Source organism: Sphingobium sp., from assembly GCF_048594625.1.
In the GTDB taxonomy this organism is placed as follows: domain Bacteria; phylum Pseudomonadota; class Alphaproteobacteria; order Sphingomonadales; family Sphingomonadaceae; genus Sphingobium.
In genome coordinates this window covers 1-19,474 of sequence record NZ_JBMDWL010000136.1, presented here as the reverse complement: position 1 = coordinate 19,474, position 19,474 = coordinate 1, and the positions used below count along the sequence as shown (strand labels likewise).

Annotated in this window: 11 protein-coding genes and 4 pseudogenes; 8 read left to right on the top strand and 7 right to left on the bottom strand. The window is 61.6% G+C overall.

What is annotated here, in order from left to right; translation table 11 throughout:
* The first annotated feature begins 2 nt into the window (after positions 1-2).
* Positions 3-7,100 (top strand): autotransporter outer membrane beta-barrel domain-containing protein, encoded by a 7,098-nt coding sequence (locus ACOJSJ_RS17420; RefSeq protein ID WP_420146217.1) that lies wholly within the window; start codon positions 3-5, stop codon positions 7,098-7,100.
* A gap of 118 nt (positions 7,101-7,218) precedes the next feature.
* On the top strand, positions 7,219-8,712 hold the full coding sequence (locus tag ACOJSJ_RS17415; protein ID WP_420146216.1) for a phosphomannomutase: 1,494 nt from the start codon (positions 7,219-7,221) through the stop codon (positions 8,710-8,712).
* Positions 8,713-9,120: 408 nt separating this feature from the next.
* Here the strand turns inward: ACOJSJ_RS17415 and ACOJSJ_RS17410 are convergent, their stop codons facing one another.
* The 6 genes from ACOJSJ_RS17410 to ACOJSJ_RS17385 are packed head-to-tail and all read right to left on the bottom strand — an operon-like array spanning position 9,121 to position 14,578.
* Positions 9,121-9,936, bottom strand: a complete 816-nt coding sequence (locus tag ACOJSJ_RS17410; protein ID WP_420146215.1) for a class I mannose-6-phosphate isomerase — start codon at positions 9,934-9,936, stop codon at positions 9,121-9,123.
* A 45-nt stretch (positions 9,937-9,981) separates the two neighbouring features.
* Complete coding sequence (gene rfbA, locus ACOJSJ_RS17405; protein WP_420146214.1) at positions 9,982-10,851, bottom strand: glucose-1-phosphate thymidylyltransferase RfbA; 870 nt, start codon at positions 10,849-10,851, stop codon at positions 9,982-9,984.
* A 21-nt stretch (positions 10,852-10,872) separates the two neighbouring features.
* Positions 10,873-11,760, bottom strand: coding sequence for a dTDP-4-dehydrorhamnose reductase (gene rfbD / locus ACOJSJ_RS17400; RefSeq protein WP_420146213.1), 888 nt, complete (start codon positions 11,758-11,760; stop codon positions 10,873-10,875).
* Positions 11,757-12,833, bottom strand: a complete 1,077-nt coding sequence (gene rfbB / locus ACOJSJ_RS17395; RefSeq protein ID WP_420146212.1) for a dTDP-glucose 4,6-dehydratase — start codon at positions 12,831-12,833, stop codon at positions 11,757-11,759. Before rfbB ends, rfbD begins: the two co-directional genes overlap by 4 nt.
* 3 nt (positions 12,834-12,836) lie before the next feature.
* Positions 12,837-13,403: a dTDP-4-dehydrorhamnose 3,5-epimerase gene (gene rfbC / locus ACOJSJ_RS17390; protein ID WP_420146211.1), complete on the bottom strand. Its 567-nt coding sequence runs from the start codon at positions 13,401-13,403 to the stop codon at positions 12,837-12,839.
* 32 nt (positions 13,404-13,435) lie between these two features.
* Positions 13,436-14,578, bottom strand: coding sequence for a polysaccharide biosynthesis/export family protein (locus ACOJSJ_RS17385; RefSeq protein ID WP_420146210.1), 1,143 nt, complete (start codon positions 14,576-14,578; stop codon positions 13,436-13,438).
* A gap of 163 nt (positions 14,579-14,741) precedes the next feature.
* Here ACOJSJ_RS17385 and ACOJSJ_RS17380 point away from each other — a divergent pair, with 163 nt between their 5' ends.
* From ACOJSJ_RS17380 to ACOJSJ_RS17355, 6 genes and pseudogenes are all read left to right on the top strand, one after another.
* Positions 14,742-15,905 (top strand): capsule biosynthesis protein, encoded by a 1,164-nt coding sequence (locus tag ACOJSJ_RS17380; protein WP_420146209.1) that lies wholly within the window; start codon positions 14,742-14,744, stop codon positions 15,903-15,905.
* Positions 15,906-15,907: 2 nt separating this feature from the next.
* Positions 15,908-16,705 (top strand): ABC transporter permease, encoded by a 798-nt coding sequence (locus ACOJSJ_RS17375; protein WP_420146208.1) that lies wholly within the window; start codon positions 15,908-15,910, stop codon positions 16,703-16,705.
* Positions 16,702-17,349: an ABC transporter ATP-binding protein gene (locus tag ACOJSJ_RS17370; RefSeq protein WP_420146207.1), complete on the top strand. Its 648-nt coding sequence runs from the start codon at positions 16,702-16,704 to the stop codon at positions 17,347-17,349. The genes ACOJSJ_RS17375 and ACOJSJ_RS17370 overlap by 4 nt, the downstream gene beginning before the upstream one ends.
* 32 nt (positions 17,350-17,381) lie before the next feature.
* Positions 17,382-17,681, top strand: a pseudogene (locus tag ACOJSJ_RS17365) (transposase); the annotation flags it as partial.
* Between the two features lie 171 nt (positions 17,682-17,852).
* Positions 17,853-18,201 (top strand): annotated as a pseudogene (gene tnpB / locus ACOJSJ_RS17360) (IS66 family insertion sequence element accessory protein TnpB).
* Between the two features lie 134 nt (positions 18,202-18,335).
* A pseudogene (locus ACOJSJ_RS17355) lies at positions 18,336-19,305 on the top strand (IS3 family transposase); the annotation flags it as partial.
* Positions 19,306-19,319: 14 nt separating this feature from the next.
* Here the strand turns inward: ACOJSJ_RS17355 and ACOJSJ_RS17350 are convergent.
* Positions 19,320-19,474, bottom strand: a pseudogene (locus ACOJSJ_RS17350) (IS5/IS1182 family transposase); the annotation flags it as partial.

Genomic DNA, 19,474 nt, shown 5'->3' with positions numbered 1-19,474 from the left:
TCATGATTGTCAGGGGGATTGCGCCGCGTGGACGGCGTGTACGTGTGCTTGCATTGCAGACGAGTGCCATGCTGGGCGCGTTGCTGGTGGTGGAACCTGCTTTTGCAGCCTGTACGCCCGATCCCACTGTCGCCAATGCGACCACCACCTGCACGGACGCCGATAGCGACGGGTTGACCGTCGATGCATCGAACAGCCGGGTCGTGGTTGCGCAAGGGGCAACGGTGCAGCCCGGCAATGCCGCCGCTGCCATCCTGTCCCGCTCGACAAGCGCCAGCTTCGACATTCGGGGACTGGTCGATGGCGGCGTGAACAAGGCCGGGCTGTTCGTCAGCACAGGACCGGTCACGACAGTGCCTTGCGATCCCTATGCCGGGGCGTCGCCGATCTATTGCATTCCAGGCAGCAGCGTGACGACCTATCCGTCCGGCAATGCCACAATATTGGTGGCGGCAGGCGGCACGCTGACCGGTGCGCAGGGTCTGTTGATCCGCCGCGAGCCCGGCAACGTCAACGGCTTTATGAACGTATCGCTGGACAATGCCGGTACGATCACTGGCACCGCCGGTCCGGCAATCGTCGCAGACCAGATGGGCTTGGGCGCAATAGGGGTGACCAACAGGACGACCGGCATGATCGGCGGGGTTGCGGGCCGCCTGTCCTATATCACCAATAGCGGCACGATCGACGGCGGCAGTAATGCGGCGATCGCCACGACATTTCAGGGCTTGTCCGTAACGAATATGGGTCGGATCGTTTCTAGCGGTCCGGCCGCGACCCTGAGCGGCCCCGGCAACCTGTCGATCAACAACGCCGCCAACGGCGTGATTGGGGGTAGCACGACTGCAATCCGTAGCACCGGCACCCTGTGGCTGACCAATTTGGGGACGATCAACGGATCGGTCATTTCAACGGCCGGAAGCGGCCAGGGCAGCATGATCGACACGCGCAGCGGCACGATCAACGGCGACCTGCTGTTGGGCGCGGGCGACGACAGCGTGCGCGCGCGCTATGATGTGGCGACCGGACGGGTGGGCTCCATCACCGGCCAGATCGATGGCGGCGACGGGATCGACACGATCACGCTGGGCGTGGACAGCAATGCGACTTTCAGACAGGTCGCGCTGCCCACCAATTTCGAGCGGCTCGGCCTTGAGCTGTCAAACGATGCGACCGTGACGCTGGCGTCCGGTTTCACCATGGGCACCGCATTGCAAATTGGCGGAGCAGGTACGGTCGTCAATCAGGCGGCGCTCGTCGTCAGCGGTGCGGCCATCTCGACCGGCCTGACCACCGGCCTGCTTATGTTCGATAATCAGGGCTCGATCCTATCGACCGCGGGCAGCAACAGCCTTTATGCGGTAAGCGGACAGACCGTGGTCAACAGCGGGACCATCACCGCCAATGGCGGGTCGGGGGTGACCATCAGTTCCGCCCTGACCAACAGCGGATCGATCCGATCGACCGGCGCGATCGGCGCCTATCTGCAAGGCTATGCCGTTTCGACTAATAGCGGCACGATCGCGGGCGGGACCACCGGCGTCGTCCAGTGGAGCGGCTCCTTAACCAACAGCGGCACGATAACGGGCGGCTCCAGCGGGGTTGCCATTTCGGGTGGACGCCTGACCAATAGCGGCACCATCATCGGCGGGACCAGCGGCGCGACTGTAAGTGGCGGCATATTGCTGAACGATGCGTCCGGCCGGATCACGGGCGGCATAAAGAGCAGCGGCGGACGCGCAACCATCGCCAATGCCGGACAGATTACAGGCACGGTCGACCTGACGCCGCCGCCCGGCTATTATGATGGCAGCGACGACATCTTCATCGACAATGGCGGCAGCGTGACCGGCGCGATCCTGCTGGGCGGTGGCGACGACCAGTTGATCGTGGATCTGGACAGCGCTGCAACGCGCCCACTGGCAGGCGCGGCGGGCGGCGTGGATGCCGGCGCGGGCCGCGATACCATCCGTTATCGCGTCAAGGCCGATGCCAGCGCCACGCTGGCATTGCCCAACGGGTTCGAAGCGCTGGCCTATGAACTGTCGAACGACGCGAAGCTGGCGCTAAACACAGCGTCGCCAATCGTCACGACCATCGGTCTGGCGGGCAGCGGCACGGTGACGCTGAACGGCAGCGTGTCGATCGCCGACCGCAACCTGATCGACGCGACGATCCTGACGACCGACCAGTTGACCGGCGCAAGCAGCGGCCCCGCCCGCGCGCTGACCATCGTCAATGACGGCACATTGGCGCTGACTGGCACGACGCAAAACAACAATTATCAACAACTGGCGGCCATCTATGCCGGTACGGCCGACATCATCAACAACGGCACCATCACCATTGCCAACGCCACGGGGCGCTATTTCCCCGTCAGCGCCATTTTCGGCGGAACGACCGTAACCAACAACGGCACTATCCGCATGAACGGTAACGGCACTGCCATCAGTGGCGCGCGCGACATCGTCAATAGCGGCACCATCACCGATATTGCCGGATCGAACGCCATCGGCATCTCTGGCTTCACGACGCTGAACAACAGCGGCACCATCCGGATGGACGGGATCGCGGTCCAGTCAGGCTATTATACATCGGCCAGCCTGATCAACAGCGGCACGATCGAAAGCCGCAGGGCTGCCGCCATCGCCATGGGCTATGGCGCGACACTGACCAATGACGCCGGAGGCACGATCCGCGGCGCGACCGCGATCGACCTGTCAAACGGTGGGGCCATCATCAATCGCGGCGCCATCAGTGGCAACATCACGACATCGCCCTACAGCTATAGCTCGGCCGTCTATATCGCCGATGGCGGTACGCTGACCGGCAATCTGACCTTTGGTCAGGGCAGCGACCTGTTCGTCCAGACCGGCGACGATCATGGCGTAACCGGCACGATCGATGGCGGCGCGGGTTTCGACATCTTCGGCTATGTCCGCAAGGCCAGCGGTACGGTTGCGTTGGGCAACCGTCCGGGTATCAATTTCGAGGCCGATTTCGTGGAGGCGTCGGGCGCAGATACCATCGTCACCCTGTCATCGGCGAACAGCATCACCAATGACGTCTATGTGCAGGGCGACGGTGCCATCGTCAACGAAGCGACGATCGACGGCGCGCTGCTTACCCAAATGCCTTATTATATGATCGGGCAAGGCTTCACCAACCGGCTATGGGCGCTGACAAACCGGGGCACGGTGCTGGGCGGCGTGGATGGCGACATCCGGTCCTTCAGCAACAGCGGCACGATCGGCAGCGCTAGCCTCACCTATAGCGCCGTGTCGCAATGGCGATCGGCGGGCGACATCATCTTCGCCAACAGCGGCACCATCGCCTCATCTGGCACCTATGGCACCTATGGCACCGTGGCGCTGGGCGGCGATGGTCTGACCGGCATCTCCGCACTCAACACCGGCTTGATCGATGGGGGAATGCAGGTCAGCGCGACCTTCGCGCAGCAGCCTGAAGCGGCCGGATTGACCATCGATAACAGCGGTACGATCAGCAGCGCCAGCCCCGGCGTTCCGGGCCTGAACATCGCGGTGAACAACGGCTATTCTCCCGTCTATCCGAGTGGCCCGGCGTTGATCAGCCTGACCAATAGCGGCACCATCGAAGCAAACGGAACAGCGGCCAGTGGTGTATCGCTCCAGATCGCGGGCAACACCGCATCGACCTATGCTATCGACAATCGCGGTACCATCCGCGCGACCGGCGATGGCGTCACCGAAAGCTACGGCTATTGGACCTATCCGGGCTATGTCTACACGACCGCGACCTATACCAGCCCCACCATCGGCCTGAATATAGAAGTTACAGGTCCAAGCAGCGGCATCGTTTCCAACAGCGGCACGATCGAAACGGGTGGCGCGAAATCGGTGGCGGTGATGGTGTCCGGCACGGCGCTGGACCTCAACAACAGCGGTACGATCCGCGGGGGCGGCGACACCGTGCTGGCGGCCGACGACCTGTTCGCCCGGTCGATCGGACCGACCAGCCTGGCAGGGGCGATCCAGACCCTTGGCATCGCCGACGACCGGATCGTCAACAGCGGCACGATCATTGGCTCCATCGACCTTGGCCGGGGCAATGACCGGATTGAAAATTACGGCCGGATCGAAGGCGATGTCCGGCTTGGCGCGGGGGATGACAGCTTCCTTCAGGCGGCGGACGCGGTGCTGATCGGCACGGTGGACGGCGGCGAAGGCACCGACAGCCTGATCGTTGACGCGACGCGGGGCGGGGCGGTCAATGGCGACCAGTTCGTCAATTTCGAACGCTTCAGCCAGATCGGCAATGGCAATGTCACCTATTCGGGCAACTTCCGTTTCGACAGCATCGGCCTGTCGGGCGGCGGCGTAACGGTCGCCGCGGGACAAACCCTGTCGAGCGAAGGCGCGACGACGATTGCGGGCGGGGACGGCCCGGAAAGCGTGGTCAATGCGGGCACCATCACCGGCACTGTCGGTCTGGGCGCGGGCAATGACCGGGTGGTCAACAGCGGCATGATCGGCGGCGCGGTGCTGCTGGGCGCGGGCGACGACCAGTTCGTCGACATGGCCGGCAGCAATGTCCCGGGCGGCGTCGATGGCGGGGCGGGCAACGACCTCTACAGCGTGATGCTGGCGGGCGACCGCAGCGGCATCGGCCAGCGCAGCGGGTTCGAACGACTTGCCGTCGAGGGTAATGGCATGCTGTCCCTGACGCTCGACCAGAATTTCGAGGCGATCTCCCTGAACGGCACCGGTCTCGACCTGACCCTGAACGGCTTTGGCGCGGGCGTGGTGACGGGATCGGACGGCGCAGAAAGGCTGAGCGTCGATGGCGATGTCGCGGTCGCGATGTTGGGCGCGGGCGATGATGTGCTGGCGATCGGTGCAACGCGGGCGACAGGGTTGTATGCAGGGGGCGCAGGCACGGACATGCTGCGCTTCACCGCCAATGCGCCGGTCACGCTGGCGGGCGTCGCGAGCGGCTTTGAAAGCATTGCTCTGACCGGCGGATCGCTGACCATCACCGGCATACTGGGCACGGCGAACGAGGCGATCAGCTTTGGCGATGGCGCACAGTCGGTCAGCGTCGCCAATGGCGGTACGCTGGCAGGCATCATCGACCTGGGCAGCGGCGACGACCATTTCCGTCTGGCGGCAGGCGGGACGCTGGCGGGCACCGTCCATGGCGGCGCAGGCACCGACAGCGCCACGCTGGAACTGGCGGGCGACCGCACGCTGGGCACCGGACTGTTGACCGGGTTCGAAATTCTGGGGACCGAAGGCAGCGGCACGCTGACGCTGAACGGCAACCACGCCTATGAACGGGTCGCCGCCAACACCGGCCTGACCGTCGCGGCGGGCGCATCGCTGATCGCACCGGTGATATTCGGCGCGGGCGACAACCGCTTCACCATCGCGGGCGCCTTTGCTGGATCGATCGATGGCGGCGCGGGCAATGACGTCATCCAGCTGTCGGGTGGCAGCAGCGCCGCCCCGGTCGCCTTCGGCAATGTCGCCAATGTCGAAGGGCTGGCGATGACCGGCGGTTTCGCTACCGTGTCGGGCAGCGCAGCCTTTGGTAACATCGACCTGTCGGGCGGACGCCTTGTCGGCCTCGCCGGATCGACAATCCGCGCAGGGCAGATCGCCGTGCGATCGGGCGCGACCTTCGGATCGGCGGGCACGGTCAACGGCAATATCAGCGTTTCGGGCATACTCAGCCCCGGCGCATCGCCGGGCATCATGACCGTCAATGGCAATGTCGCGCTGGCCAACGGATCGACATCGCTGTTCGAAATCACCCCGACCATCGCCGACCAGTTGCTGGTAAACGGCAATGTCACGATCGCGTCGGGTTCGACGCTGCGCATCGTGGCCGAAGGGCAGATCCGGCCTGGCACATCCTATGACCTGATCGTCGCGAGCGGCGGAATCAGCGGCAGCTATACGACGATCGACAAGGCGGTGTCGCTGTTCGGCTTCGTCGTCCAGCGCGCCGATCGCATCCAGCTGCTCGGCCAGTTCCTGGACAATGCGGCGTTCAGCCCGCAGGTGTCGCGCAGCATCGCTTACGCCAACACAGCCATTCAGGCGCAGCCTGTCACCAGCGCGCTGTTCGTCGCGCTGCCCTCGCTGTTGCGAGCGGACGGATCTTCCGATCCGCGTGGCTTTGCCCGCCTGACGCCCGAACCCTATGCGTCGGCAACGCAGCTGAGCGTGGATCAGGCGTTGACGTTGGTCGATGTCGTACGCGGCCCCGGCTTTGCCGCGATCGACAGTGACGATGTGCGCCCCTTTACTTTCGGGCAGGGCATGGGTCAGTGGCACAGGTTGAGCGGCAATGTGCAAAGGGGGACATCCGCCGCGCAGACACACGGATATGGCTTGATCGGCGGGATCGGGATCGGCAATCGCGACTGGTCGGTCGGCGCGTTCGGCGGCTATCTCGACAGCCGTCAGCGGATAGGCGCACTGGCAGCATCCAACCGTACCGATGGCTTCGTTGCGGGCGTACAAGGCCGCTATGTCGCGAGCGGAGTGCAGATCACCGCATCGGCGCTGTTCAACGGAGGCGACGCGCGCACGACGCGGGCGCTGCCTAATGGCGACAGCTCTTCATCCCGCTACAACCTGCGTAACTGGGTCGGCGACCTGTCGGTCGGCTATGCCCTGTCGACTGGTGGGGACTGGGCGCTAATGCCCAAGGTTGGCGTCACCTATGTTCGCACTATCCGCGACCGTGCGGTAGAGACGGGTAGCATCTTCGGGCTGACCGTCGCGCGGGACCGGCATGACGCGATCTTCGGCGATGCGGGTTTCCGCTTCGCGCGGGCGGATGCTTCGGATGCGGCGTTCCGCCCCTATATCGGCCTTGGCCTGCGCGCCCAGTATAAGGGCCGGATGCCGACCGCCATCGGCGGCTATGCAAGCGCACCGCTGACGCTGATCGCGACGGGCGCACAGCGGGCGAAGATGGTGGGCACCGTATCGGCGGGCATGGCCTATCGTCTGGAAAGCGGCCTTGAGCTGTTTTCTGCGGTCGATGCGCAAACCGGGAGCGACGATCATCGCGAAAGCGTGATGAGTGGAGTGCGGTTGCGGTTTTAATGACGGGATGGTCCGTCCGGATAACGGACGGACTAACTTCGATCATCATCGGAATGCAAAGAACAACCGACGTTTTCCGCATTGCCTGATAAGCCTGTTCCTGATCAAAGGAGGTTTCATGACGCAATCCGTTTCCATCGCCGACTTGATGGCGCAATCCGGCGTCGCGTTCGGGACCAGTGGCGCGCGTGGGCTGGTGAGCGCGATGACGGACCGAGTCTGTTTCGCCTATACTGCTGCGTTCCTGCAACATCTGGCCAATGTCGGGCAGTTTTCACCCGGCACCGCTGTCGCCATCGCAGGCGACCTGCGGCCGTCCAGTCCGCGTATCATGGCGGCCTGCGCGGCGGCGGTACGGCATATTGGCGGGACGGTCGATGATTGCGGGTTCGTGCCTTCGCCGGCGGTAGCGGCCTATGGGTTCGCGCGCGGCATCCCGTCGCTGATGGTGACGGGCAGCCATATCCCCGACGATCGCAACGGCATCAAGTTCAACCGCACCGATGGCGAGGTACTGAAGCCCGACGAGATGGCGATCCGGGCGCAGAGCGTCGACCTGCCAGACCTGTTCGACGATAGGGGCATGTTGAAGGACGCCACGCCCGCCGAACCTCTGGTCGATGCCGCGACGCCCTATGTCGCGCGCTATGTCGATGCCTTTGGCCCGACGGCGCTGGCAGGCCTGACATTGGGCGTCTACGAGCATTCGGCGGTCGGGCGCGACATATTGGTCGCGCTGGTCGAGGCGCTGGGCGGCACCGCCGTGTCGCTGGGCCGGTCCGATCGCTTCATCCCGGTGGATACCGAGGCGGTGCGGCCTGAGGACCAGGCGCTGGCGCGGCAATGGGCGGCGGAATATGGGCTGGACGCGATCCTGTCGACCGACGGGGATAGCGACCGGCCGCTGCTGGCCGACGAACAGGGCGTCTGGATGCGCGGCGACGTGCTGGGCATATTGAGCGCGCGGGCGCTGGACATCGCGGCGATCGCTACGCCGGTCAGCTGCAACAGCGCGGTCGAGCTGTCGGGACTGTTCACGGCCGTGCGGCGGACCCGGATAGGGTCGCCCTTCGTTATCGAGGCGATGAATGGGCTGGTGGCCGATGGTCAGGCGAGCGTGTGCGGCTATGAGGCCAATGGCGGTTTCTTGCTGGCGACGCCGGTGGTGCTGGACGGGCGGACTTTAGGTGCGCTGCCGACACGGGACGCGGTGCTGCCGATCCTGTCGGTGCTGGTCGATGCAAAGCGGCGCAGCGTGACGCTGTCGGCATTGCAGGCGCAACTGCCCGAACGCTATACGTTCAGCGAGCGGTTGCAGGCCTATCCCACGGCGCAGAGCCACGCGCTGATCGCGCGTCTGGAGCAAGGCGAGGAGGCCGCCATATTGGCGCGGCTGACAGCCATGTTCGGCGAGCTGGCGGGCGAGGCGGACGGGATCGACCGGACCGACGGGCTGCGTATCCACTTCGCAGGCGGCGACATCATCCACCTGCGGCCGAGCGGCAATGCCCCGGAGCTGCGCTGTTACACCGAAAGCGACAGCGTGGAGCGGGCGGCATCGCTCAACGAACAGGCGCTGACGCTGGTGCGGGATTATAGCATTCCGGCCTGATCATGGCCGAAGGCTTGGCAAAGTGGGGCTGGCCGATAATGAGACAGCAAGTTGGACAGGTGCCACGCGTTTTTGCAATTACAGAGCTTTGATAAATAACGATTTTTGTTGAATAGCGCGTTTCGGGTGAACGCATTTTGTCCTATTATCGTTCATTATCAATGGCTTGTGTTCAATTCCATGTGCGCCGAGGTGGCCGATAATAGCCAATATAGGCCCTTACCCCAGCGACCCGAAAGGCGACCGAAGGTCAAGGCGGAGGCCTCAGGCGACAGCGGACAGGCTGTACAGCGCCATGGTGAAGCGCTGCGCGCTTTTGCCTGCGATGCCAGCCTGCGCTGGCATGACGGATATTTTAAGGTCGGCCTTTACGAAATTACGGGCGAAAAGCAGGGCAATCCGGCCCTTTCAGCGCGGAATGGCGAGCAGGGCGGAAACGGGGCCTGCCGTCAGGATGAAGGCGCAGTCGCCCTCCAGCAACAGGCAGTCGCCCTTTTCCCATGAAAGGCCGTTGACGGTCCCCGCGCCGCTTAATGGCGTGAACCAGAGCTGCTTGCCTGTCGGCACGCTGACGCTCTGGCCTTCGGTCCAGTGGACGAGATCGAGCGAGAAGGGGGCTTCGTCGGCGCCGATCAGCCGGGTTTCGCTGCCAAGCGGTGCTTCGCCCGGCGCACGGTCATAGGGGGTGAGGCGGCTGACCGCGACGCCGTCGTCCAGATGCAGTTCGCGCGGGCGGCCATAATCATAGAGGCGATAGGTAACGTCGGCATTCTGCTGAATTTCAGCCAGCGTGATGCCCGCGCCGATCGCATGAACCGTGCCCGCCGGGATAAAATAGCAGTCACCCGGCTTGACCGGCTTCCAATCGATCCAATGTTCCAGCGATCCGTCCTGCGCAGCGGCGCGGAACTGGTCCGGGGTCATCGGAGCGGTAAGGCCGATGCCCAGCGTCGCGCCTGGTTCACAGTCGAGGATATACCAGATTTCCTCTTTCCCGCGCGGCAGCCCCTTCGCCACCGCCTGCGCATCGTTGGGATGCACCTGAATGGACAGGCGGTCGCTGGTAAAGATATATTTGACCAGCAAAGGCAGGTCGCGGCCGTCGGCGCTCTCGAACCAGACTTCGCCAATCTGTCGCCCTGCACCGGCGGCGAAGATCGACGGAAGATCGGTCCGGCCCCATGGCTTTTCGACATAATGAATGGCAAGTTTCTGGGTTACCATATCGTCCCTATCATGTCCCATGGGGCAGGGGGTCAAGCCGATATATCAACCTTCGGTCAGCAGGGCGCGCAGATAGCGGCCATAGTCGGACTTGCCGAGCTTGCCGATCGCCTTTTCCAGTCCCGCCGCATCGATAAAGCCCTGACGATAGGCGATTTCCTCTGGAGCCGCGATCTTGAAGCCCTGACGCTTTTCAAGGACGCGGACGAAATCGGCGGCGTCGAGCAGGCTATCGGGCGTGCCGGTATCGAGCCAGGCATAGCCACGGCCCATGATTTCCACATTGAGTTCGCCGCGTTCCAGATAGACGCGGTTGACGTCGGTGATTTCCAGCTCGCCGCGCGGCGAGGGCTTGAGGTTCGCCGCGATGTCCACGACCTGATGGTCATAAAAATAGAGGCCGGTGACCGCCCAGTTGGACTGCGGCTTTTCCGGCTTTTCCTCGATCGTCAGCGCCTTCATCTGGTCATCGAAGCTGACCACGCCATAACGGTCCGGATCATGGACATGATAGGCAAAGACGCTGGCGCCGCTGGTGCGCGACGCGGCGCTGGACAGGATTTCGGGCAGGCCGTGGCCATGATAGATATTGTCGCCCAGGATCAGCGCCGACGGTTCGTTGCCGACGAAATCCGCGCCGATGATATAGGCCTGCGCCAGACCGTCGGGGCTGGGCTGCTCGGCATATTCGATGGTCATGCCCCAGGCCGATCCATCACCCAGCAGCGACTGGAACGCCGGCAGGTCGCGCGGGGTGGAGATGATGAGGACTTCGCGGATGCCTGCCAGCATCAGCGTGCTGAGCGGATAATAGATCATCGGCTTGTCATAGACCGGCATGAGCTGTTTCGAGGTCGACAGCGTCATCGGATAGAGACGCGTGCCGCTGCCCCCGGCAAGAATGATACCCTTCATAGCTTCAACTTCCCCAGATAATCAGTTGGCCACCGGTTGCAGGCGATCCATTATATCGTCCAATGATGCGCGCCAGTCGGGCAGCGTCACGCCATGCGCCTTTGCGATCAGGCCGCAGTCGAGCCGCGAATTGGCGGGCCGGGTGGCGGGCGTGGGATAATCGGCCGTGCCGATATGGCGTACCGATGCCGATGGGCCACCGCGCGCCGCCGACGCCGCGAAGATCGCTGCGGCGAAATCGGCCCAGCTGGCTTCGCCCGGCGCAGTCATATGGAAGGTGCCGCGCAGCACAGGGCTACTATCGGATACCATATTGGTAGCCACCTTTATGATACCATCCGCGATGGCGAGAGCGCTGGTCGGATTGCCGACCTGATCGCCGACTACGCCCAATTCGTCACGGTCGGTCGCCAGACGCAGCATGGTCTTGACGAAATTGCCGCCGAACGGGCTGTAAACCCATGCCACGCGCAGGACCGCGCTATCGTCATGGCCGTCCAGCACGGCGCGTTCACCCGCCAGTTTCGACGCGCCATAGACGCCGGTGGGGCCGGTCGGATCGCTTTCCACATAGGGGCGGTCCAATGTCCCGTCGAATACATAGTCGGTCGAGATGTGGATGAGCGGGACGCCCAGCGCCTTTGCCGCCTGCGCCACGGCGCCCGGCCCTGCGCCGTTGACGGCATGGGCCAGATCGCTTTCGCTCTCCGCCTTGTCGACCGCGGTATAGGCGGCGGCGGACACGATGACGTCGGGCGCAGCAGCCGTCAGCGCGCGCACGACCGACGCCGGGTCGGCAAGGTCGAGATCGGGGCGGCCGATAGCGATTATGTCATGCCCGGCGGCCGTGCCACGTTCGATGAGGCTGGTGACGACCTGCCCCGTCGTTCCCGTGACGGCGATCTTCATGCAGGCACCTTGGCGTCGGCCTTGACAGTCTTATCGAGGCCGAGGCGCTGGCCGTCATATTGTTCGCGCAGCGGCTGCCACCACCATTGATTGTCCAGATACCAGCGCACGGTCTTTTCTATGCCGCTGTCGAAATTCTCCTGCGCCTTCCAGCCCAGTTCATTTTCCAGCTTGGTCGCGTCGATCGCATAGCGGGCATCGTGGCCCGGACGATCGGTGACATATTCGATGAGGTCGGCGCGCGGGCTGTCGGTCGGGACCAGTTCGTCCAGCACCGCGCAGATGCGCAGCACGACGTCGATATTCTTGCGCTCGTTACGGCCGCCCACATTATAGGTTTCGCCCGGCTCCCCCTTTTCGATGATGATGTCCAGCGCGCGGGCATGATCGTCGACATAGAGCCAGTCGCGGATATTCTCACCCTTGCCATAGACCGGCAGAGGACGGCCCGCGAGCGCGTTGAGGATCGTCAGCGGAATGAGCTTTTCGGGGAAGTGGTACGGCCCATAATTGTTCGAGCAGTTGGACACCACCACCGGCAGGCCATAGGTGCGCTGCCATGCCTTGGCCAGATGATCGGACGCCGCCTTCGACGCCGAATAGGGTGAGGATGGGTCATAGGGCGTGGTTTCCTCGAACAGGCCTTCGTCGCCCAGCGAGCCATAGACTTCATCGGTCGAGACATGGAGGAAGCGGAAGGCGGCCTTCGCGTCGCCCTCAAGCCCGTTCCAATAGGCGCGGGCGGCCTCCAGCAGGGTGAAGCTGCCCACCACATTGGTCTGGATGAAATCAGCCGCGCCAGTGATCGAACGGTCGACATGGCTTTCGGCGGCCAGATGCATGATGCGGTCGGGCTTGAAGCCCGCAATCGCCGCGTCCATCGCCGCGCGGTCGCAGATATTGGCGTGCAGGAACTGGTGGTTGTTCTTACCCTCCACTTCTTTCAGCGAGGCTTCGCAGCCAGCATAGGTCAGCGCGTCGATGGTCAGGACGTCATAGCCCTTTTCCAGCACCAGATAGCGGACGAGGGCAGAGCCAATGAAGCCGGCACCGCCGGTGACGATTACGCGCATGGGTTAGTTGCTCCAGCTGAAATAGGCGGGAAGGTCGGCGAGCAGGGGCTGTTTGCGGTCCTTGGCGGAAAGAGTTTCGGCGTCGGCGACATCGGGCCATTGAATGCCGATCGCCGGATCATCCCAGGCGAGACCCTTGTCGCATTCCGGGCTGTAGTAGCTGCCCGTCACTTTGTAGCAGATGACGGTGTCGGGTTCGAGCGAGCAGAAGCCGTGCGCGAAGCCGGGCGGCACCCAGAGCTGCTTGCCATTGTCGGGGGTCAGCGTTTCGCCAACCCACTGACCATAGGTGGGCGACCCGGCGCGGATGTCCACGGCGACGTCGAACAGCGCGCCGGCGGTGCAACGCACGAGCTTGCCCTGGGCATGGGGTTCGCTCTGGAAGTGCAGGCCGCGGATCGTCCCGACCCGCGCGCTGCGTGATTCATTATCCTGCACGAAGCTGTTATCGCCAATGTGCCTGGCGAACAGGTCGGCGCGGAAGGTTTCCGCGAAATAGCCGCGCTCGTCGCCGATATGACGGGGGGTCAGCAGCGTGACGCCCGCTATATCGTAGGTCTGGACTTCCATAGTATCTCCTGAAAAGTGCGACCCGGTTTAGATCAATTGTTGCTGTTCTGGATCACCGACACCGCGCTTGTCACGGTCAGGACCGGCGAGAAAAGCTGACTGATCAGCTGAACAAGCTTGCTGGGTTGATTGGCTGCCGCATTGCCGAAATAGAGAACGTCCTTGTCCTGCATCGTGAATTTCTGCGCGATAAAATAGGCGCCCGTCTGCATCATGTTAATGTGATAGACGCGCGGCACTTCCTTGCCCTCAGCATCCACGACATAGCGGAACAGGAAGATGGCGGCGGGGTCGCCGAGATTGGGATTGGTCCCGCCCGCAGTCGCGATGGCTTCGGCCAGCGAAACCGTTGAACGCCGGAACGGCACCTGCTCGATCCGGCCCGATGCGCCCAGGATCGAATAAGTACGCGGATCGTCGACCAGCATCAGGCGATCACCGGGACGGATGCGCACATCCAGCGCGGGATTTTCAACCATGTCATTGATGCGGACATCAGCGCTGGTATCACCGCGCATGATGCGGGCCATCAAATCCTTCGAATTGCCGCGATAACCGCCCGCCAGCGCGATGACATCCGACAGGCTTTCGCGATTGGTCTGAAGCACCAGACGACCGGGCCGCGCCACTTCGCCGCCGACGATGATCGTGTTGGTGATCGCCTGATCAAGCGTCACGATTACCTGCGGATTTTGCGATATGCGACGCAGGGAATTGCGTATCATCGCCTCGATCTCACCCGTGGTCAGCCCCGCGACATGCAACGTACCTGCATAGGGTATGGTGATGTCGCCAAGGTCATCGATCCGGGTGGGGGGGAGCTTCTGGACCTGCACGCCGGGCGCGGACAGTTGCCCTGCCGCCGTTGCGGGTGAGCTGCTGGCGAACAGGGTGACTCCCGCTTCGTATATGTTGATGTCAAGCACATCGCCCGGACCCACCATATCGGTTGGGGTTGGCGCGGCCTGAGGCAGAATGGATGCTGGAGAGGCGCTGGCAACTCCCGCGGGCACATCGGCTGCACCTTGAATTTCGACGATCTGGATCGGAACCCCGTCCTTGGGCGCAACCGCGGATTTCTCGATTTGTTTGCCGGTCGGCCCACTGGAAGGGAGCGTAGCGCAACCCGCAAGTCCTGCGAGCAGGGCCAGATACACACTATTTTTGATATTCATTGATCAAAGGTCTCGAAAGGCAGCCGCTTGTCTGCGGAACGCCTTAGCATCGGGACGAAAGAATGGACAATAGTTCCTCTCGCATCGGCATGGCCCTTGCGCCTTTTCTCGTGTTGGCCTAGCGCAAGAGCGGCTCGATTAGCTTAAGGCGCCACAGTATTTTATGAACGTTAATACCTCGTTCCCGGTCGAAACCGACGCTTCAGCTCCACAATCTGCTTTCGCCCTTTGGGTCAGGAAGCGGCGTTGGTTTCTGCTGGCTGTCGTGTTTCCCACCTTGCTGGCAGCACTTTATTATGGGCTGATCGCATCCGATATCTACATTTCGGAATCCCGCTTTGTCATCAAAAGCCCTGACCAGAAACGCGGGCAGACGTCGACGCTTGCCAATCTGGTGCAGACCACCGGCCTGTCGGGTGGGCAGGAACAGGCGAACGAGGTGTTGACCTATGTCCGTTCGCGCGACGCGCTCAAAGCGCTCGAAAAGACTCTCGACATTCGGGACAAGTTCTCGACTTCCCAGGCCGACGCCCTCAGCCGTTTTCCCCGACCATTCTCGGACGGAAGCTTTGAAAACCTGTTCAAATATTATGGCAAACGGGTCGATGCGCGACTGGATAGCGAAACCAGTACGGCAATTATCAAGGTCGAAGCCTTCACTCCGCAAGATGCCTATCTCATCAACCGGGAATTGCTCGACCTTAGTGAAGCCTTGGTCAACAAGTTGAACGGCCGCGCTCAAAGCAAGGGTATCGTCGAAGCACAGAAACAGGTCGAACTCGCTACGCAGAGAGCTCGTTCCGCACGCGTTGCTCTGACGCAATACCGCAATGCTCAGGCAGTCATCGATCCTAGCAAGCAGGCTGTCGGCGTCCTGGAGATTGCCAATACTCTGACCGCCGAGCGTGCCGCCTTGCAGGCGCAGCTCGACCTCATGCAGAGGTTGACCCCGAACAATCCCTCAATCCCGGCGTTGCGTAACCGGATCAGCGCCATCGGAACGCAAATCGCATCGCAGGACAGCCGGGTCGTAGGCAACGGCAGCGGCATAGCTTCCAAGCTTGGAGGATATGAAAACCTGCTGGTCGAACAGGAGTTCGCAACCGAAAGCCTGAACGCGGCCAATGCAGCTTTAGTCCAGGCCCGCGCCGAAGCGCAGCGGCAGCAATTCTATCTTGAACGGGTCGTCGATCCGAATCTTCCAGATACCCCCCTGCTGCCAAAGCGGCTCATCAATATTATCGTCGTCGCTTGTGTTGCCCTTTGCCTCTATTTCGTCATCTGGATGTTCATGATCGGTGTTCTAGAACATTCGCCGGAAGATTGATCATGGCGAATGACACCCTGCATAAGTTGCGCGAAGGCTGGGGGGTTCAGACCCGAATTATCCATGCCTTGATGATCCGCGAACTCATCACCCGTTTTGGCCGGGAGAATATCGGATTTCTATGGATCATGGCCGAGCCGCTGCTGTTTGCGGGATTGGTCGGCCTAATATGGCATATGACCAAAGGTGCCACGGAACATGGCATAAGTATTATCGCCTTCGTGGCTACCGGCTATATTCCCATCACCCTGTTCCGCCATGGTGTGTCACGCAGTGTGGCCGTATTTACGGTCAATCAAAGCTTGCTGTATCACCGGCAGATCAAGATTACCGACTTCATCCTGGCGCGCTTCATCATAGAATTGCTCGGCGGCATGATGGCCTATGCCTTCATGGCTGTCGTGTTGATTCAGTTGGGGGAATTTCCCGTTCCCGCCAACATGGGCCTTCTGGTCGCAGGATGGATGCTTTATAGTTTCTTCTGCTTTTCCCTTTGCCTGGTCATTGCACCGGTTTCCGAAATGTCAGAAGTGCTGGAAAAGTTCATTCCGGTCGTAACCTATATCATGATCCCATTTTCCGGCCTATTTTATCTCGTCGACTGGATGAAGCCCAGCATAAGAGACTTTCTCCTCCTATCGCCGTTCGTCAATGGCATGGAAATGATGCGGAAAGGCATATGGGGCGACGATATCGTAGCCCATTATAATATCTGGAACCCCATTGGATGCGCCGTGGTCGCCACCATGATCGGCCTTGTTCTTTGCCGCCGCGTGCGCCGGACTTTGACAATTGAATGATTATCTGTCGCGATATCAGAAAATCCTATGGTCATGGCCATAGCACCAAGCAGGTTCTAAAAGGAGTGAACATCAGCGTCGCTCCTGGCGAAAGAGTTGGCCTGCTCGGGCGTAATGGAGCTGGCAAAAGCACTTTGATCAAACTGATCGGCGGCGTTGAAATGCCCACATCAGGCAAGATCATTCGCAACATGTCCATTTCCTGGCCTTTAGGCTTTGCAGGTGCATTCCAAGGCAGCCTCACAGGCTATGACAATACCCGTTTCATAGCTCGTATCTATCAGCGTGAATATGCATATGTTCGTGATTTTGTTGAAGAATTCACTGAACTAGACCGCCAGTTAAAAATGCCCGTGAAGACATATTCGTCAGGGATGCGGGCAAGGTTGGCATTTGCCTTGTCCTTGGCGATCGAGTTCGACTGCTATCTCATTGACGAGATTGTCCTGGTTGGCGATCAGAACTTTCAGCGTAAATGCCATGTCGAACTGTTTGAAAAGCGCAGCGACCGGGCAATGATTGTCGCATCGCACAGTCCGGGCTATATCAGCGACTATTGTAACAAGGCCGTTCTTCTAGATAGCGGCCATGCCACCACATATACCGACGTCGGCCAAGCGTTGGAACTATACGAACGCCTTTAGTTCAAAACAGGCTTGAACATCTACCGGAAACCATGGTGGGCCGCCTTGCGCGGTGCCCATTCGCCGGGATGATTGCCGCTCTTTTAGCGAGGTGGCGGGTGTCGGACGAGATCGAGGATTCAGCAAGCGAACGGGCGAGTAGTCATATGAGTAATCATATGAGTGGTCGGATCGAGGTCGTTGGCCGGGTGTCGGGCCGGCGGCGGTGGACGGTAGAGCAGAAGCTATTCGTGCTGTGGGATGCATTCGGCCCGGAGGGCTGCGTGCGTACGGCCTGTGAACGCCATGATGTCGGCAGCGGCTCGATCTACACTTGGCGGTGCCAAGCGATGTCCGGTGAGCTTGCCGGGGTTCGCAAGTTGGCCGAGCCGGCATTTGCGGAGGTGCAGATCAGCGAGAAGCGGCGGCGTGATTGGCATCGAACTGCCGTTTGGTATCAGGGTGAGCGTGGATGCCACGGTCGATGCCGATGCCCTGTCACGGGTGATCGGTATCCTGACGCTATGATCCCACCGCCGCCATCGACGCGGATCTTCCTGGCCTGCGGTGCGACCGACATGCATAAGGGTTTCGACGGCCTGGCGGTGATGACGCGGCAGGTTCTGGAGCAGAGCCCCTATTCCGGTGCGCTGTTCGCTTTCCGGGGCAAGCGCGGCGATCTGGTGAAGCTGCTTTGGTACGACGGCCAGGGCATGTGTCTGTTTTCGAAGCGGATGGACCGGGGGCGCTTCGTGTGGCCGTCGACCAAGACGGGGTCGGTGGTGATGACGGCGGCGCAGCTTTCGATGCTCTTGGAAAGGCATCGACTGGAGGCGACCTGAACGCACTTTCACTCCTTCATTGGCGGGGTAAAACGCCCATTTTCTGGTGCTTTTATTAGCGTTTCGATCATCGATCTGCTATATGATCGTGGTGTCGGACTGACGTGCCCCCCCGGATTGTCCTCCAAGCTTGATTAGAGTCTTGCGTGATGGAAGGACGGACGAATGAAGCGAGCAAGGTTCACAGAAGAGCAGATCATCGGTGTGCTGAAGGAGCAGGAGGCTGGCGCGAAGACTGCCGACCTGGCTCGTCGCCACGGGGTATCGGAAGCGACGATCTACAACTGGAAGGCCAAGTATAGCGGTCTGGAGGTCTCAGAGGCCAAGCGGTTACGGTTGCTCGAGGACGAGAACGCCAAGCTGAAGCGACTGCTGGCCGAGGCGATGCTGGATAACGCCGGCCTGAAGGATCTTCTCGCAAAAAATTGGTAACGCCCGCTGCCAAGCGAGAGGCGGTCGCTCGTCTCCAGGCGGTTCTGGGGATGAGCGAGCGGCGGGCGTGCCGTGTTATCGGCGCTGACCGGAAGAGCATGCGTTACCGGTCACAGCGGGAGGATGATGCCGACCTTCGGGCGAAGCTGCGTGAGCTTGCGCAGCAGCGCCGCCGGTTTGGCTATCGTCGGCTGCACATTCTGTTGCGACGTGAGGGCGTGGTGATCAACCGCAAGAAGACGCAGCGGCTCTATAGTGAGGAGAAGCTGGCGGTCCGACGCAGGAGGAACCAGCGGCGTGCCATCGACGCACGAGCACCGGCTCCCGTGCTGGCGCTACCCAATCAACGGTGGAGCCTGGACTTCGTCCATGATCAGCTGGCGACGGGGTGTCGTTTCCGGGTGCTCAACATCGTCGACGATGTAACCCGCGAGTGCTTGCGCGCGGTGCCGGACACATCGATCTCAGGGCGTCGGGTGGTGCGTGAGCTCACCGAGCTGATCGCCGAGCGCGGCAAGCCTAGAATGATTGTCAGCGACAACGGTACCGAGCTGACGTCAAACGCCGTCCTTGCCTGGTGCAGCGAGATCGGCGTGGAGTGGCACTCATTGCCCCGGGCAAGCCGATGCAGAATGGCTACGCCGAGAGCTTTAACGGTTGCATGCGTGACGAACTGCTCAACGAGACACTGTTCCTCAGCCTAAGGTTTGTGGGGATTCACCGGGAATTGGTGACGGCTGCAGCGAGGTGGATCATGGCCTCGAAGCTGCGATCGGTTTTGCAAGCGCGCATGGCGATACGCTTGAATTTTTTGAGTATGCAGGAGAAGTTTTCGACGAGGTGGCGCCACTTGTACATTTCGGCGTCGAGCG

What these genes read in the sequence shown, in the direction of transcription:
- ACOJSJ_RS17375 (WP_420146208.1), top strand. Translation starts at nt 15,908, where the DNA reads ATGGCGAATGACACCCTGCATAAGTTGCGCGAAGGCTGGGGGGTTCAG.
- rfbB (WP_420146212.1), bottom strand. Translation starts at nt 12,833, where the DNA reads ATGCGCGTAATCGTCACCGGCGGTGCCGGCTTCATTGGCTCTGCCCTC.
- rfbD (WP_420146213.1), bottom strand. Translation starts at nt 11,760, where the DNA reads ATGAAGATCGCCGTCACGGGAACGACGGGGCAGGTCGTCACCAGCCTC.
- ACOJSJ_RS17370 (WP_420146207.1), top strand. Translation starts at nt 16,702, where the DNA reads ATGATTATCTGTCGCGATATCAGAAAATCCTATGGTCATGGCCATAGC.
- rfbC (WP_420146211.1), bottom strand. Translation starts at nt 13,403, where the DNA reads ATGGAAGTCCAGACCTACGATATAGCGGGCGTCACGCTGCTGACCCCC.
- ACOJSJ_RS17420 (WP_420146217.1), top strand. Translation starts at nt 3, where the DNA reads ATGATTGTCAGGGGGATTGCGCCGCGTGGACGGCGTGTACGTGTGCTT.
- ACOJSJ_RS17380 (WP_420146209.1), top strand. Translation starts at nt 14,742, where the DNA reads ATGAACGTTAATACCTCGTTCCCGGTCGAAACCGACGCTTCAGCTCCA.
- ACOJSJ_RS17410 (WP_420146215.1), bottom strand. Translation starts at nt 9,936, where the DNA reads ATGGTAACCCAGAAACTTGCCATTCATTATGTCGAAAAGCCATGGGGC.
- ACOJSJ_RS17415 (WP_420146216.1), top strand. Translation starts at nt 7,219, where the DNA reads ATGACGCAATCCGTTTCCATCGCCGACTTGATGGCGCAATCCGGCGTC.
- rfbA (WP_420146214.1), bottom strand. Translation starts at nt 10,851, where the DNA reads ATGAAGGGTATCATTCTTGCCGGGGGCAGCGGCACGCGTCTCTATCCG.
- ACOJSJ_RS17385 (WP_420146210.1), bottom strand. Translation starts at nt 14,578, where the DNA reads ATGAATATCAAAAATAGTGTGTATCTGGCCCTGCTCGCAGGACTTGCG.